Source organism: Nocardia sp. bgisy118 (assembly GCF_057708605.1).
The window spans coordinates 382,260-396,570 of record NZ_JBYISM010000004.1 but is presented as its reverse complement, the minus strand read 5'-3'; the positions used below and the strand labels follow the sequence as shown (position 1 = coordinate 396,570).

Sequence of the window (14,311 nt, the reverse complement as noted above, 5' to 3'; positions counted from 1 at the left end):
TTCGAGCGTTGCCATTCCGCTCACGAGGTGGCGTTCGTGTATCGCAATTTGGGGTTTGCGGTGTCGTGCAGCTACGGGCGGGTGTGGCTGACCGCAACACTCGCCCTGGGTGCGGTGGCGATGCCCGCGGATCTCGGCGCGCATGTGCGTGCAGAGCTTGAGGAGGACAGCCGATTGTCGGCGATTCCGATCCTGAGCTATCAACGGCCGCAACGCGAATGGGTCTTTCTGGTCGGCTCGGCCTGGGGCCGACCACTCGGTGCGCACACTCTGGCGCAGCTTGAGGAGCGCGGGGTGCGGATCCTGGAATCCGGACAGCGTATATGGTTGCCGATGACCGATCACCCGACCGGGTGGTATTGGGTGTCGCAGCCGGTGAACGTGGAGAAGATGCCGTCGCGGACTTCGGTGATCACCGTTGCCCGCCGGTTTACGGATCGGCCACAGCCCGCCCCGGTGCGGTGGTGACCGATGCGCCCCACGCCAGGTCCAGTCCGGACCGCACAGGGCCTGGGTCGCACCGGACCGGCTGCCAAGGGGTTGTTCCCCTCGGGTGAGGCGCTGTTGTCGGCGATCCGCGGTCATCACGTCGGCGTCCACCCGCTGGAGAAGTTCGCCCACCAGTTCGGGCTGCTGCATCAGCACCGACTCACTGGACTGTTTGATGAATGCCGTTGCAGCAGGCTGGAATTCCTGCTTGCGGTGGATGTGTGGGTGGCCGATCACCTTCCGGTTCCGCATCCGACCGCGACCCTGCACACCGAAACGCTGGGCGCGGTGATCGACCGGCTCGCCGAAGCGCAGGTGTACGCCTACCACCTGTTGATGACCGTCGATCCGGCCGACCCGATCGTGCACGCGGCCTGGTATCGGCTCGCTGAGCTGGTCGACGGCTACACCGACCTGATCACCGGGGTGACACAACGAGCGCGTCGCCTACCCGCCCTGGGAGATCACCGCTTATGACCCATGGGCTCCCGAACAAGGACGCGATCCTGGCCGCCTGCCGAGGCTTCCCACCGGTCCAGGACGACCCGATCCTCGACGCCGCCGCCGAACTCGCGGTGCTGCACCAGTCCCGCGAGCAGACCCCGATCTCTGGGCTGGCCGGCCTCGACCGGCATCGCGGCGAGTTGATGAGCACCATCGACTGCTGGGTGCGGATGGTGACGCCGGTTCCGTTCGCGGCGGCGCGAGTGCATACCCACACGATGGGGCAGGTTATCGACCGTCTCGCCCAGCTGACCGTCCTCACCTACATCGCGCTCTCGGCCGCCTACGACGAGGTGTTCTACGACTCCACCGACTTCCTCGACGAACTCGCCGACGGCTACGAGTTCCTCGCCGAGGAACTCGCCCAAGGCATCCGCCGACTACCGGTGACCACGAACACACCGTAACCAGCTGTCTCCCAGCATCTTCCATACCGCCACGAACGCCGACCGAGGCAATACGGCTCGATCCGCCGCGAACCCGGCATCCCATTCAACAAGGAATGCATCATCGCATGCTCGACAACCCACACCTTCCCAGCGTGCAGCAACCGGGATCACTCCCCGCACCCGACACGGCCACCGGCCCCAGCGAGGACCTGGTGATCCTCGATACCGACATCGGCTACGACCCCGACGATTTGGTGGCCCTCGTGATTGCCGCGCGCAAGGTGCCCCACTTTGCGGTCATCACCGCCGATGAGACCTGCGGGCGCCGCGCCAGCTTGGCTCGCCACGTCCTGGACCTGCTCGACCGCACCGACGTCCCCGTCATCGCCGGACTCGACCTCGGCGGCGAGCACCGGTTCCTGGGTGATCGGGGTCAGGGTGCCCCGCGGCATCCCGACACCACCGGAGAAGAGCTGCTCGACCGGCTCGAGCGGTTCAATACCGAACTCACCCGGCTGTTCGCGACGGCGACCGGCTCAATCCGCTGGGTCGGGACGGGCCCGATGACCAACCTCAACGCCGTCATCTCCAATGTCCCCGACATGGCCGACCGATTGACGGTGACCCAGATGGGCGGATGGATCGACCACTACCACAACAAAACCCGCGCCTCACACAACTTCCACACCGACCCCGCCTCCGCCGGACTCACCCTGCGAGCGCTGCCCACACTACGGCTGGTCCTGTCCGAGCACACCAACTCCCCATACATCCAGATCACCAGCGACTGGGCGCTGGTGCGTCGACTCTCCGCATGGAGCGCACCAGCATGGGCACACCTGCTGGCAACCCACTTTTGCATGTGGTTCGCGCGCCAACCCGGCAGCTGGATGCACGACCCACTCACCCTCAGCGCCGCGCTCGACTTGCCCTGCGTCACCTTCCGCCGCGAACCGATCCGCATCGGCCGCGATGCCCGCCTCCACCACGACCCCGACGGCCGACCAATCGAGTTCTCCTGCGCTGTCGACTACGACGGGTTCCTCGACTGGATGCACCAGGCGGTGTGCCCGTGAACTGGCGGAGCTGGCTCGACACACATCGGCACACCGGCCCCACCGCTGCGCCGCGACCGATCATTGGATACGTGCGGCTGCACGCCGACTGCGGGCGCGCCGAGTTCGACACCGCGAACCGGTTGACTGCGGTGCCATGCCCAGCGCTGCTGTGTGGATGGTCCCGGTGGCGAACTTTCGTGCGATGACCGTGTGCGATCGGTGCTGTCGTGACGCGGCGAACTGCGACCGAGACCGATGAGGTGGCCGGTTTCGCCGACTGCCTCACCAACCCCGGCGAACTCGGTATCGAGGATGCGATCGTGGCGATGAGTAGCCATCACGCCTGGCCGCCTAGCACTGCGGCGCCCGAGCCCTTCCAGGCTTCGCAGCAGTTGGGCGAACTGGATCAGCACCTGGCCAACCGACTCGGCGAATACTACCGACTCGCCCAGCGGCAGGAGAAGAGATGACCTCTCTGTCAACAGTGTTGGCGCGCATCCGAAGCCTGGACGTACGCCTGTTGCGATCGCTCATGTTCGACTGGCCGGAGTATCGGGGTCCGAACGGCGAACTGGCCGATGACGAAGCGGTCAAACAGCACATGTTGCCGCCCTGGCTCTGGGATGAACCCACGCGGTGTCGCCAGCGAGACCGATGACACCTTCGGGACTGGTGCCTCGGCAGCTGCCGTGCGGTGGGTGCGAGTGAACACATGATGATCCGGCCGAGGTCGTAGAGTCAGTGCAGGCTGTGGTCATTTAGCCCGGCCATCGCGTGAGGGATTGCGGGCGAATTGCGCGGCACGTCCGTGCGAGTTCTCGGTGCGCGGCACTTCGGCGACCGGGTGCTGTCACGTCTCGCCACGCAGTTTGACGATCACTGAGACAGCGGTCTCGGTAGTCTCGTCCAGTCCCGCATAAGTATGGTGCGGCCCCGTTGTGATGGTGTGCGCGTGCATGATACTTGCCCCCTGCGATCGGTTACATGGTCATTCGAACAGTCGCCCCAGCAGGGCGCCTTGTCCGGATTGGAGGATGTGCGCGGCTTCCAGCGGCACCCAGAAGCATTCGAAGTGGGTGGGTTCGCCTTGGCCGTCGTGGTCTTCCTGGCTGCTCCAGCGTTCGGGCGCGGCTTCGCGCAACTCCAGCTCGAATACGTGCCGCTGCTGCAACTCCCACCGATACGGGGAGATGTCGTAGGTGTATTCGCCCAGCTTGCGGACAACTTTGAACTCGGTCAGCCCCGTCTCCTCGCGGGCTTCTCGCAGCGCGGCGTCCTCCGGCGATTCACCGGGGCAGATGCTGCCTGCGGGGACTTGGATGCCGACCTCCTCGTAGGTGTAGTCGGTGTGGCGGAAGACCAGCAGTTTGCCGTCCCGCACGATGTAGACCAGCACTTTGTCCTTGCTGACCTTTTCGGGCATGGGAGTAGTCCTCTCCGAGAGTGAGTGGGATGAAACAGGCGAAACACACAGGCGGTGAAGCCGACTCCAGTGGTTGCCTTGCGCATGAACTGGTCGAAGCCTACTCACGTCCCCGTCGAGGGGATACGCGCGGTTCGGTGAGATGGAGTGGAGTCAATACCGTTGTGCTGTAACTCTTTCAGAGTTGCGGCGCTGCGCGTCCCTTGCGGGCGGGAGTCCTGATGGCCGGTTTCGGGCTGGTCCCAGCCCGGCCGGGACGGCCACGGGAAGTGCGCTTCTTCGATTGTGTGGACCTCGCCTTCGTTGGAGAAGCGCCGAACGCGCATGGTCTTTATGCATCCGAGGCATAGTCATACCAATCCAGGGAGAAGGCTTGTGTGATGGCCGAATTCGATCCGGGGCGCGGCCGATATCGCGATGCGCCGCGCACGCGACGCTCAAGCTCGCCTGTCTGAGCTGTCCAGAGTGTGACCGGGTTCCACGATTGCTCGATCGCGCATGGGCCTCCGGGGGGCTTCACCAGGCGCTCGATGCTCGCGGCATCGGGGAAGGTGATCCGCGCGTACCGGCATCATCCGCACCACCGGCGGGGCGGATAACTCAGCAGGACATGGCGCGATGGCTGTCGATCACGCAGGGGCATCTGAAGCCATCGGTCCGTCGTTCACCCGGCTCGCACATCCAATTCGACAGCGTCATCGGATAGATCCCGAAATCGGCGGCGACCTGTTCCAACGTCACCCCGTCATCACGGTTACGAGCCCACCCGGACGACATCGTCACGGAACTCGCGGGGTAGGGCTTGGGCACAGCAACATCCAGCCAGTCCCAGGCCAGCCGCCACCAACACTTACAGGTGATTCACTGTCACTGCACCAGTCCCATCTGTGTGGCCGTGCCGCTGGCGATGTCTAGCACTTTGGGCGAGGTAGCCATGCGCCGCTGCGGCTTGTCGGTGCCGGACGCTAGCCTGTGGCGGCAAGCCACGGTGGGCGGGCAGAAGGGGAGACCAGTGACAGAGCAGTTCGTCAACATCGAGCCGCATCCGCGGATCCTAACGGTGTTGGGAGACATCGAGTTCAGCCCATTGCAGTGCCTGTCAGAACTGGTCGACAACGCGTTCGACGAGTTCCTGTCGCATCCGGCCGCTAACGGTGACCGGCCCACCGTCAGCGTCAGCCTCCCTGGCAAGGATGGGGACGCGCGCACCGCGGAAGTGTGGGTCACCGATAACGGGCGAGGCATGGACCTGCCCACGCTCAACAACGCCGTACGGGCGGGATGGTCGGGTAACGCCCGCTACGGGGCGCTTGGTCTCTACGGGATGGGCTTCAACATCGCGACTGCTCGCCTCGGACGCCTCACGACCATCCGGACGACCCGAGCTGGCGACCCTTCCTGGACCGTACTCGACCTCGACCTCGACGCGTTGGTCAAGGGCGGCAGCTACAACGTGCCGGCGCGGCAAGAGCCCAAGGCGTCGCTCGACGAGCATGGTACGCAGATCATCATCAAGAACCTGAAGTCCGACCAGTTGCAGGAACTGAAGCGCCGCGGCGACCGGTTGCGGGAACAGTTGGGGGACGTCTATTCCTACCTGTTGCGGGAGCGCGGCTTCCTGATCACCGTGAACGGCAAGAAGGTCCAACCAAGGTTGCCCTGCGTCTGGGACGCCACCCGAACGGTGACGCGCAAGGGCAACACCATCCCCGCCGTCATCGAACTCAACGAAAAGCTGCTCCCAGCTATGGCCTGCTTCAATTGCGGCTGGTGGAGCCCCAAAGGCGTTGATAGCTGCGACGACTGCGGGAGCACGAACATCCAGGAGCGGGAACGCCGGATCTGGGGCTGGATTGGCATTCAGCGGTACCACCACGTTAACGACTACGGCCTCGACTTCCTACGCAACGGACGAAAGATCTTGACCCGCGACAAGAAGCTCTTCTCGTGGGAAGACCCTGACGGTGTGGAAGGTCCCGACCTCGAATACCCAATAGACAGTATCCGTGGCGGCAAAGGGCGCATCGTCGGGGAAATCCACTGCGATCACGTGCCGGTGTACTACACCAAGACCCGATTCATCGAGGAAAGCCCTGAATGGATCAAGCTGGTGCGCGTGATTCGAGGCAACCTCCCGCTGAAAGAGAGGAAGGCACTGCAGCTCTACCGGCGGACCAACGACAGCCCCCTCAGTCGGCTCTATACGGGATTCCGGCGCGACGACCCCGGCCTGAACTACCTGGTTCCCGGAGATGGAACCAAGGCGCTGTTCGAGAAGGCCATCGAGTGGGCGGACAAATTCCGCAAGGGTGACCCCGCCTACCAAACCGACGACATGTGGTATGAGGCCGCCTACCGCAACGATCACCCGGTGACGGTCGATCCCGCCACCGACGACGAGGACCCATTCGAGGCCATGGGACTCAGCCAGGGGCCTACCGCTACGCCTACTGACACCTCGCCTACCCCGGCACCCACGACCCCAGCTACCCCTTCCAAAACACTTGACGAGCGGCTGGCCGGCTACCGGGCAGCCGGTGCGCAAGTCGTGGATCTGTCGGGCGAGTACGAAGTGAAAGGCCACGGCTCGCTGTCGTTGACCGTGTGGGCGGTCAAGGGCGTCCCCCTCGCCAACCAGCAGGAAATGGAGGTGCCGCTGTTCGTTCACCTCCGCAAAGCGCCCGAGGTCGAGGTCTTCGTCGATATCACGCATTCCCTGTTCACCGAGTACGGTGTCGATTTTCGCGACATGGCGATGGTGGAACTGGCCGAGTGGATCAGGATCGCACGGGGCGCGGAGACCAAACAATTGTCGACCGTCCTGGTGGATTTGAAGAGCCGCGCCACCGACCAAAAGGTCACGGCAGAGGCGCTGGCCGCCCGCGCGAGCCGCCTCCTCGACCGTGTCAGGGAGGCGATGCAACGCGAAATCAAGGGTGGCGCGCCCACCAGCTACTGGGACATGCTTCAGGATTCCGAGAAGGTCCGCGCGCAGCAAAGATTCGTCGTCGAGGGCGGCACCGGTGGGTGGGAGTCCGCTATCGAGTCGGGGGACTTCGTCGCGTTCCTGCCCCCCAATGCCGTCGTACGGCTGCTGGAACGGCGCGCCGAGGCGTTTCTCGACGGAAAGGTGTTCCACCGCCCCTATTCCAACCTGACCGATCAGGAGTCACGTGCCTTGGTGCTCACGCGCCTAACCGGCCTGGTCAGCGACCTCGCGGTGATGGCCGAGCATCAGCCGAAACTCGACCTCGACGAACTGGCGCGCATCCGGCTCAGTTGCCTGTTGGTCGAGCGCGACCTCGCCGACACCGAGTGAGGACCGTCGACGATGACTGACGGATTCCTCGATCCCAGTTTCCTGCGTGAGGTGGGCCCCAACCAGTTCCCCCGTCAGATCGAGAGATTGCTGTGGCACATGGGATTCGCCGAAGTCGCCAATATCGACGGCTCCGGCGACCAGGGCGGCGACATCCTGGCCAGGACCTCGGGGCAGGACTGGGTTCTGCAGTGCAAGTGGCGGAAGCAGGGCCCCATTTCCGCAGCCGGCGTCGATGAGGTCGCTCGGGCCCGCGAACACTACCGGCGAGACAAGGCTGCGGTCGTCACGAACACGGTCCTCGGCCTGGACGCCAAACGCCGCATCGATCGGCTCGCACTGATCGGCCCCCGGATACACGAGTGGCCCGGCGATACCCTCCGGAGAGCCTGGTCCAAGGTCCCGGAGCGCTTCGCGGCCGTCACCCCGCGTGACTATCAGCGGCTCGCGATCGACAACGCCAGCTCCGCGCTGGACGCCACAAACCGAGCCCTGGTCATCCTGGCCACCGGTTTGGGCAAGACCGTCGTCGGAGCCGAAGTCATCGACGGGCACCTGCGCGCCCGCCCAGACGATCTGGTCCTGGTCGTCGCCCACACGAAGGATCTCGTCGACCAACTCGAACGCGCTCTCTGGAGACACCTGCCCAAGACCGTCAAAACCCGACTGGTCACAGGCGAGGAGCGCCCGGACGACCTTTCCGGCGTCACCTGCGCCACCCTCGGTAGCGCGCTCTACATGGTTCGGCGCGGATACCGCCCCTCTCTGGTAGTGGTGGACGAGGCTCACCATGTCGCGGAAGACGGCCAGTACGGGGAACTGCTCGACCTACTCACTGACGCGCGACAAATGGGTCTGACGGCGACACCGTGGCGCGGCGACGAGTACGACATCACTCACCGATTCGGCGAACCCGTCGTGAAGATCGGCATCGAAGAGGGCATGCGCCGGGGCTACCTCGCCCAGGTCGACTACCGCCTCTTCGTGGACAACGTCGACTGGGACATGGTCCGTTCGGCGAGCCAACACAACTACAGCCTGGGCGAACTCAACGCCAGACTCTTCCTCCCCCAACGCGACGAGGCCGTCCGCGATGAGCTGGCGGCCGTGTGGGGAACCACATCCGACCCGCGTGCCCTGGTGTTCTGTCGCACCATCGACCACGCGGAAAGACTCGCCGACCTCCTGCGCCGCAGTCCGAATTGGGCGGGCGCCCTCGCCATCCACGCCGGGCTCTCCAAACGCGAACGCCAATCCCGCCTCTTGGCGTTCCGCTCCGGCGAGGTCCCGATCCTGACCTCCGTGGACATCCTCAACGAAGGCGTCGACGTACCGGATGTCAACATCCTGTGCTTCGCCCGTGTCACTCACAGTCGCCGCATCTTCATCCAGCAACTCGGCCGCGGCCTGCGCATGCGCGAGGGAAAGGAACGCGTAACCGTCCTAGACTTCGTCAGTGATCTTCGGCGCGTGGCGGCCGCCCTGAGCATCAAACGCACGGTCGCGGACTCCGGGGATACCGAGGAACTCCGGGGCATCACCCCGTCCCGTATCGAGTTCACCGACCAGCGAGTGGCTTCCCTCATGGAAGAATGGATCAACGACGCCGCGAGTCTCGAGACAGCCTACGACGAGGTCCGACTCCAGTTCCCTGACCCAACCATGACCAGTCAGTGGTGATCAATGCCCCCGAAAGTGCCCAAGACCATCCAGGTCCAAGTCGCTACCGAGCTGTACCAACGAGCCGAGGACATCGACTGGGATCTGCTCACCGACCGCGAACGAGCTCAGTACTACGCGAAGTGGGTAGATGACGCCGAGATTGGCGGAATCCTAGCCTCGTACCTCCCTGTTGGCGATATCCGTGTGTGGATCAAAGACGGGCCGATGAAGGAATACGTCAGGGCGTTGGAAGGGATCGGCACCTACGCCGCCTGCGCCACCAAGCGGTTTCCTCCGCACGACACGCTCGTAAGACAGGGTCTCGGCGATTCCTGGGCTCTGGTACCCAAGTCGGTGAAGGAAAAGCCCATGCATTGCGTGGCCACCGACGGAGAACACAAGCGCTACGTCTGCTGGGGCGCGCCCCACACCTTCAAGGATCTGATTTGGGCTGCCCTCGGCGAGGCTGTCCACTCATCCGAAACGCCACTAGTCGTCGTCACCACTCGCACGGGGCATCCGCAATTGACCCAGCATCAGGACTTTCAGAAGGCCGTCGCCGAGCGCTGCGGCCTCCTGATCGCCCACATCAGTCGCAAGCTGACCCCAACCCTTAGCAACATGGAGTAGCAGTAGGCTGGCGTCGAAAGGACCTGGGCTGCGCAGGTGACGGCGGCCACTCGGCCGTCGGCTGTCCGGCCAATTGTTGGTTTCTGGATCAGGAGAAGGGTTGTGAGAACACGATGAGCCTCGACGACGAGTGGCGGCAGCGCGAACAGCGCATCGCGGAATATGAAGCCCATCTCGCTCAGGTCTACGCTCCGGAGCTGGCGTCATTGGCGCGCCGCTTCGACGTAGTCGGCACAATCACGAATACCGGGGGCGGGGTCACGGCGATCGAAGCTATCCTGGGCACCGTCCCTGGCGGCGATCACAAGTTGGAACTGCTCGTCACGACCGCCGACCTGGGGTTGGCAGACGAGCGTTCCGAGATCGTCCATTGGTACGCGGGCCTGTACGACGGACACGAGGGGGGCGACGCGCTCGCGGCGGGTCACGACGTCGACTCATTCGACATCGCGGTCGACGCCGCGATCCGCAACTTACGGGACTCGGTGCCACCGTCATATGACGTGTGCCAGTGCGAATCCTAGACGTAGCTGGATAGCCATCTCGCGCAACGTGTTTCAGCGTTTCGAACCATGATTCGACGATCCCCCCGCCGGGCCTCTGATCGCCAGGTCAGGATTCCCTTCGCGCGAGATCATGGTCCTGCGTGGTGGTTTCGGCGCTTCGCGCGCCGTTCGCCGCCCGCGCGCCTCTCCTGAAGGCGTCCGGGTTTCGCGTAGCCGCATGATCGCCTGCTCGATGCGATCGGCCGCCGCGATGGGGTCCTCGTGCTCCCACACGCGTATCACCATCCAGCCGGCCGACCGAAGGGCGTCGTTCGTCTCCCGGTCCCTCGTCTGGTTGGCCGCTATCTTTTGGCGCCAGAAGTCCGCGTTCTTGACCGCTGGTCGGTGGTGGACTTCACATCCGTGCCAGAAGCACCCATCAACGAATACGGCGACCTGATCGGCGGAGAACACGATGTCGGCCTTGCGTCGGATCTTCTGGATCGGTGAGGCGTCGACTCGATAGCGAAGTCCGCGGTGATAGAGGAGCTTACGAAGAGCCAGCTCCGGCGTCGTATCTCTGCGACGATTCGCGCGCATGACCGCGCGGGCTTCCGGCGATGACGCTCGCGATCCGGCTGGCAACGACAGCTCGGGCACGATTCCCATGGATCGAGCCTGTCGCCAGGCTTGTCTCAGGTTCTTCGCCCGCAGATCACCGGTGACCTCGCAGATGTATTTTTCCTCCGCCCTACCGCCTCGCGACCAACGCAGGTATGCGCGGATCCTCCGAGTTCGGTGATATACGCGGAGTACGACCGACGCGCGCGCGACGCTTCCGTCGCCGAGATCGATCGTGCGGCGGTCGCGCCCGCCTGCGGCCCGGTCCTGTTCGACGGCGGGCGATATCGCCCCCGCACGCCGCTTGTAGGCGCGGTCCGGGGGCATGTGATCGCTCCAGCGTGGGCCATCCATCTCATCCGCCACGATTCAGGATGTCGTGACCAACGCGCCCTCGGCGAGCGCCTTCGATCTCTCCGCCGAGGAAAGAGCCTCGGCGACAGCATTCGCGAAGAACTCACCGAGGACGACGGGGACGGCGTTGCCCAACTGCCGCATCTGCTCGCCACGTGGGCCAGAGCCCAGCCACTCGTCCGGGAAGGTCATGACCCGCGCCGTCTCGCGCACCGTCATATACCGGTGGCGGTAGGTCCAGCCCCCAGGGGCCTCCGGGTCGCGGACTCGGTCGTCCAGCAGCATCACCGACTCACCACCGGGCACACCGTGGACGCCCGCTTTGACCGTCTTGGCCGGGCGATCCAGTTCGTTGGGAGTGTGGCCCTTGTAGATTCGCGCGCCGGGCCATCCGACGTGGTCCTTCACACCGATTCTCGACCCGAAGTCGAACTTCTCATCGAGTCTGCCCAGATCGATCGGCGGCAGTTCCGGCAGGCGAACGTCAGTGCCGTAGCCTTTGATCGCGTCACGCAGAGTTCGCCACGGCAAGCAGTCGTCCTCTTTCGGGACCGCGGGTATCCGGGCTTCGACCCGAGCGCGCACGTGAGCGGGCACGTCGTCGTGGCGCCGCCAGTACTCTCCATCGCGAATGGAACGGTAGAGCGCCGCCTCGGAGAATGGGGGAGTCTTGACATACTTCTCGAACGACTCCATGTCCACACCCACATCGGCGCGGAAAGCGATGATCACCACACGATTTCGCACCTGCGGTACTCCGTAGTCCGCAGCGTTGACGGGTACCACGAGGACCTTGTAATGGTCGGGATTGTCGTCGTCATCGGACAGTTTCCCGAGGATCCGAGTCAGGTCGGCGTTGTGATCCTGCCACCGGGTATCGTCTCGACGCTTCTCGAAGGGCAGGCGCAGCTCGTTCACGATGTACTGGAAGTAATCAGCGAACGACGGCCGGAGCAGGCCTCGAACATTCTCGCAGATCACGGCTTTTGGCCTGATATCGCAAATAGCCTTGAACATCGCGGGGAACATATTGCGTTTGTCCTCGTCCCCCTTGGCGACCCCGCCGGCGCTGAACGGCTGGCAGGGCGGTCCTCCCGCGAGCACGTCTACCCGGCCCTTGAGGGCGGTGAAGTCGAGGTCCTGCACATCTCCCGGATATAAGGGGGCGGGTTGCCCTTCCTCTGGTACCTCGAAACGAGGATGCTCAATGACCGTCAGGCCGTCCACACCGAGCGTCCTGGTCGCGCTGGCGACTAGGGTCTCACAAGCCCGCTTGTTGAACTCGTTGAACAGCAGAGGACGAAAACCAGCTTGGTGAACAGCCATCGCGAGACCACCACCACCCGCGAACAACTCGACACTGGTTCGTGCCTTCCCCGTCTCTTGTGCCTGGTCACCCATGGGCAAACCATACCGCGGTGTTGACACCGTAATGGCATCGATGACGCGGATTCGACCGCGAGTGTCGAAGCCCATAGAGTTGTTCTCGTTGATCGTGAACGATCGGAGGACGGGGCCGAATGACACAAGGCGCCATGCCGGTGACCGGGGGCGGGTACCACCAAGACTTCCGTTTGAGCATCACCAAGGCCCTTGGTGACCAACTCTCCGAAGCTCTCGGGCGGCTAGGGACCGCGCCGCTCGACGCGGCCAGCGTGGCGCGTCTCCACGACCGGCCGGGGGTGTACCAGCTCTACCTCGACGGCGAGTTCGTCTATGTCGGCAAAGCCGACGCGTCGTTGCCCGCCCGCCTCGGTGACCACCTGCGCAAGATCTCGGGACGGCGCAACATCGACCTCGCCAGCGTCAGCTTCTCATGCCTTTACGTCGCCGAGGACTTCTCCGCCCTCGCTCCCGAACGGCTGCTCATCAACCACCACAAGGGGCTCGGGAATATTCCATGGAACAACAACGGCTTCGGCAACAAGGACCCAGGACGTGAACGCGACACCACGAGGCTGAAGAACACCCACTTCGACGTCGAGTTCCCCATCGACCCGCGCACACTGGTGAAAGGGCTCCAAGCCGGTCGCATATCCCTTCACGCGTTCCTCAAAGCACTGAAGGCCGGTCTGCCCTACAACTTCCGGTACACCGACCCGACCGACTCCAAGCAGATATTCGTGGACCTCCCGCGCGCGGCGTTGTCCGCCGACGACGCGTTTCGCATCGTGTCCGAGGCCCTGGCCGCGAAGTGGCAGATCACGGCGCTCATGGGTTACGTGATCATGTACCAGGAGTCGAAACAGTACAAGAGCGCGTGGCGGTACTACCGGGCTGGCGTAGTCGACGACGCCGAGCCGGAGACCACCTCGAACGGCGGACCGGCCGAGGACCAACTCGATCTCTACAACGAGTGATCCCGACTGTTGTGCGCGCGCCGGTCAAGTACCGGCCGACGGTTGGATCAGCGATGGCGTTCCCGGCGGCGGCCTCGACACCGGCGAGGTCGACCGCTCTGGCAGGTGGCCGTCTACTGTCGGTAAATCGGCTTCGATCACCGGTCGTCCACCCGACAGCCGCAGTAACCCCACGATGTCTCGCGGTCTCATTGTGAACTTCTGAGGCAGTTAATATTTGGGGATGGTCGCGGCGTACGACGCTAGGTGGAAGAAGTCGTTGGCCCGGAAGGTGTGTTCGCGGTGTATGACGGCTTCGACGTCGAGGCCGGTCGCAACGATGTCGGTCGCGTCGCCGCTGTGGGAGGCCTCATACAGCTCGGGTCGGGTGGTTGCCCGCGGGTCGAGGTCGGTGTCGCACATCAGTTGGTCTATCTCGTGGTAGCTGTCGATCGATTTGGTTGCCAGAACGGCCCGTCCGCCCGGGGCGAGGCAGTGGGCGACTTCGGCTATGACATCGCGTGGTCGCTGTGAGTGGTAGAGACAGAATGCTGCGACGAGGACATCGAATCCCGCACCAGGTAAAGGCGATTGGTGGAAGTCGCCTTGGACGGCGTTCACCCAGAAGCCGGTCTTGTTCGCCCGTCGGGCGACGGTCGCCAGGGAATCGTTCAACGGCACTCTGAAGAACGAGCGGGTTCGTTCGCACGCAATACCTGACCCGTCAAGACGCGAGAAAAGACATCACACGCTATATCGAGTTGCGGTACAACCGGATACGGCTTCACGCGGCACTTGGATACCGGACACCGAACGAGGTAGAGTCCGAATGGCTCGAACGCGATAGAGCAGCCTGAGAAACTAAACACTCGCTGTCCGAAGGCTTTCCGGCACCTCAGTGATACCCAAGTATTGGTGTGGGCATGCGGTTAGGGGTCAAGTGGGAACGCACGACATCTCGATGCACCCTGCAGGTTCACTGGCAATAGCCAACTGGGCTGGCTGAACCGTCACGGGTTCAGGCTGGTGACAGAGTTC

At 63.9% G+C, this 14,311-nt stretch carries 15 protein-coding genes; 11 read left to right on the top strand and 4 right to left on the bottom strand.

What is annotated here, in order from left to right; all coding sequences use genetic code 11:
• The 5 genes from AC3EO7_RS07620 to AC3EO7_RS07600 all read left to right on the top strand — a co-directional run.
• A partial coding sequence (locus tag AC3EO7_RS07620) for a Rossmann-fold NAD(P)-binding domain-containing protein (protein ID WP_435590818.1) occupies positions 1-468 on the top strand: 468 nt, incomplete at its 5' end.
• Positions 469-471: 3 nt separating this feature from the next.
• Positions 472-966 (top strand): DUF4254 domain-containing protein, encoded by a 495-nt coding sequence (locus AC3EO7_RS07615; RefSeq protein WP_435590817.1) that lies wholly within the window; start codon positions 472-474, stop codon positions 964-966.
• Entirely contained in the window at positions 963-1,400 is a 438-nt protein-coding gene (locus tag AC3EO7_RS07610) for a hypothetical protein (protein ID WP_435590816.1), read from the top strand. The genes AC3EO7_RS07615 and AC3EO7_RS07610 overlap by 4 nt, the downstream gene beginning before the upstream one ends.
• Before the next feature lie 107 nt (positions 1,401-1,507).
• The gene (locus AC3EO7_RS07605; RefSeq protein WP_435590815.1) at positions 1,508-2,458 is read left to right on the top strand and encodes a nucleoside hydrolase; all 951 of its coding nucleotides are present in this window, start codon (positions 1,508-1,510) and stop codon (positions 2,456-2,458) included.
• 209 nt (positions 2,459-2,667) lie between these two features.
• A complete protein-coding gene (locus tag AC3EO7_RS07600; protein WP_435590814.1) occupies positions 2,668-2,910 on the top strand; it encodes a hypothetical protein in 243 nt (80 codons plus the stop codon).
• A 518-nt stretch (positions 2,911-3,428) separates the two neighbouring features.
• Here the strand turns inward: AC3EO7_RS07600 and AC3EO7_RS07595 are convergent.
• Positions 3,429-3,863: an NUDIX hydrolase gene (locus tag AC3EO7_RS07595; protein ID WP_435590813.1), complete on the bottom strand. Its 435-nt coding sequence runs from the start codon at positions 3,861-3,863 to the stop codon at positions 3,429-3,431.
• 1,012 nt (positions 3,864-4,875) lie between these two features.
• Between AC3EO7_RS07595 and AC3EO7_RS07590 the strand changes: the two genes are divergently transcribed.
• The 4 genes from AC3EO7_RS07590 (at position 4,876) to AC3EO7_RS07575 (ending at position 9,998) form a co-directional block, all read left to right on the top strand.
• Positions 4,876-7,182, top strand: coding sequence for an ATP-binding protein (locus tag AC3EO7_RS07590; RefSeq protein ID WP_435590812.1), 2,307 nt, complete (start codon positions 4,876-4,878; stop codon positions 7,180-7,182).
• Positions 7,183-7,194: 12 nt separating this feature from the next.
• Positions 7,195-8,862, top strand: a complete 1,668-nt coding sequence (locus AC3EO7_RS07585) for a DEAD/DEAH box helicase family protein (protein ID WP_435590811.1) — start codon at positions 7,195-7,197, stop codon at positions 8,860-8,862.
• A 15-nt stretch (positions 8,863-8,877) separates the two neighbouring features.
• Entirely contained in the window at positions 8,878-9,474 is a 597-nt protein-coding gene (locus AC3EO7_RS07580; protein ID WP_435590810.1) for a hypothetical protein, read from the top strand.
• A 113-nt stretch (positions 9,475-9,587) separates the two neighbouring features.
• Positions 9,588-9,998: a hypothetical protein gene (locus AC3EO7_RS07575; protein ID WP_435590809.1), complete on the top strand. Its 411-nt coding sequence runs from the start codon at positions 9,588-9,590 to the stop codon at positions 9,996-9,998.
• 33 nt (positions 9,999-10,031) lie between these two features.
• Here AC3EO7_RS07575 and AC3EO7_RS07570 read toward each other — a convergent pair whose 3' ends face one another.
• Together AC3EO7_RS07570 and AC3EO7_RS07565 are read right to left on the bottom strand one after the other, a co-directional pair.
• Complete coding sequence (locus AC3EO7_RS07570; RefSeq protein WP_435590808.1) at positions 10,032-10,628, bottom strand: very short patch repair endonuclease; 597 nt, start codon at positions 10,626-10,628, stop codon at positions 10,032-10,034.
• Positions 10,629-10,949: 321 nt separating this feature from the next.
• Positions 10,950-12,335, bottom strand: coding sequence for a DNA cytosine methyltransferase (locus tag AC3EO7_RS07565; RefSeq protein ID WP_435590807.1), 1,386 nt, complete (start codon positions 12,333-12,335; stop codon positions 10,950-10,952).
• A 119-nt stretch (positions 12,336-12,454) separates the two neighbouring features.
• Between AC3EO7_RS07565 and AC3EO7_RS07560 the strand changes: the two genes are divergently transcribed.
• A complete protein-coding gene (locus AC3EO7_RS07560) occupies positions 12,455-13,294 on the top strand; it encodes a GIY-YIG nuclease family protein (RefSeq protein WP_435590806.1) in 840 nt (279 codons plus the stop codon).
• Positions 13,295-13,504: 210 nt separating this feature from the next.
• Here AC3EO7_RS07560 and AC3EO7_RS07555 read toward each other — a convergent pair whose 3' ends face one another.
• The gene (locus tag AC3EO7_RS07555) at positions 13,505-13,948 is read right to left on the bottom strand and encodes a class I SAM-dependent methyltransferase (protein ID WP_488186257.1); all 444 of its coding nucleotides are present in this window, start codon (positions 13,946-13,948) and stop codon (positions 13,505-13,507) included.
• 41 nt (positions 13,949-13,989) lie between these two features.
• Between AC3EO7_RS07555 and AC3EO7_RS07550 the strand changes: the two genes are divergently transcribed.
• Entirely contained in the window at positions 13,990-14,130 is a 141-nt protein-coding gene (locus AC3EO7_RS07550; protein ID WP_435590828.1) for a hypothetical protein, read from the top strand.
• Positions 14,131-14,311: the final 181 nt, after the last annotated feature.

What these genes read in the sequence shown, in the direction of transcription:
- AC3EO7_RS07605 (WP_435590815.1), top strand. Translation starts at nt 1,508, where the DNA reads ATGCTCGACAACCCACACCTTCCCAGCGTGCAGCAACCGGGATCACTC.
- AC3EO7_RS07615 (WP_435590817.1), top strand. Translation starts at nt 472, where the DNA reads ATGCGCCCCACGCCAGGTCCAGTCCGGACCGCACAGGGCCTGGGTCGC.
- AC3EO7_RS07585 (WP_435590811.1), top strand. Translation starts at nt 7,195, where the DNA reads ATGACTGACGGATTCCTCGATCCCAGTTTCCTGCGTGAGGTGGGCCCC.
- AC3EO7_RS07610 (WP_435590816.1), top strand. Translation starts at nt 963, where the DNA reads ATGACCCATGGGCTCCCGAACAAGGACGCGATCCTGGCCGCCTGCCGA.
- AC3EO7_RS07595 (WP_435590813.1), bottom strand. Translation starts at nt 3,863, where the DNA reads ATGCCCGAAAAGGTCAGCAAGGACAAAGTGCTGGTCTACATCGTGCGG.
- AC3EO7_RS07570 (WP_435590808.1), bottom strand. Translation starts at nt 10,628, where the DNA reads ATGGGAATCGTGCCCGAGCTGTCGTTGCCAGCCGGATCGCGAGCGTCA.
- AC3EO7_RS07565 (WP_435590807.1), bottom strand. Translation starts at nt 12,335, where the DNA reads ATGGGTGACCAGGCACAAGAGACGGGGAAGGCACGAACCAGTGTCGAG.
- AC3EO7_RS07575 (WP_435590809.1), top strand. Translation starts at nt 9,588, where the DNA reads ATGAGCCTCGACGACGAGTGGCGGCAGCGCGAACAGCGCATCGCGGAA.
- AC3EO7_RS07560 (WP_435590806.1), top strand. Translation starts at nt 12,455, where the DNA reads ATGACACAAGGCGCCATGCCGGTGACCGGGGGCGGGTACCACCAAGAC.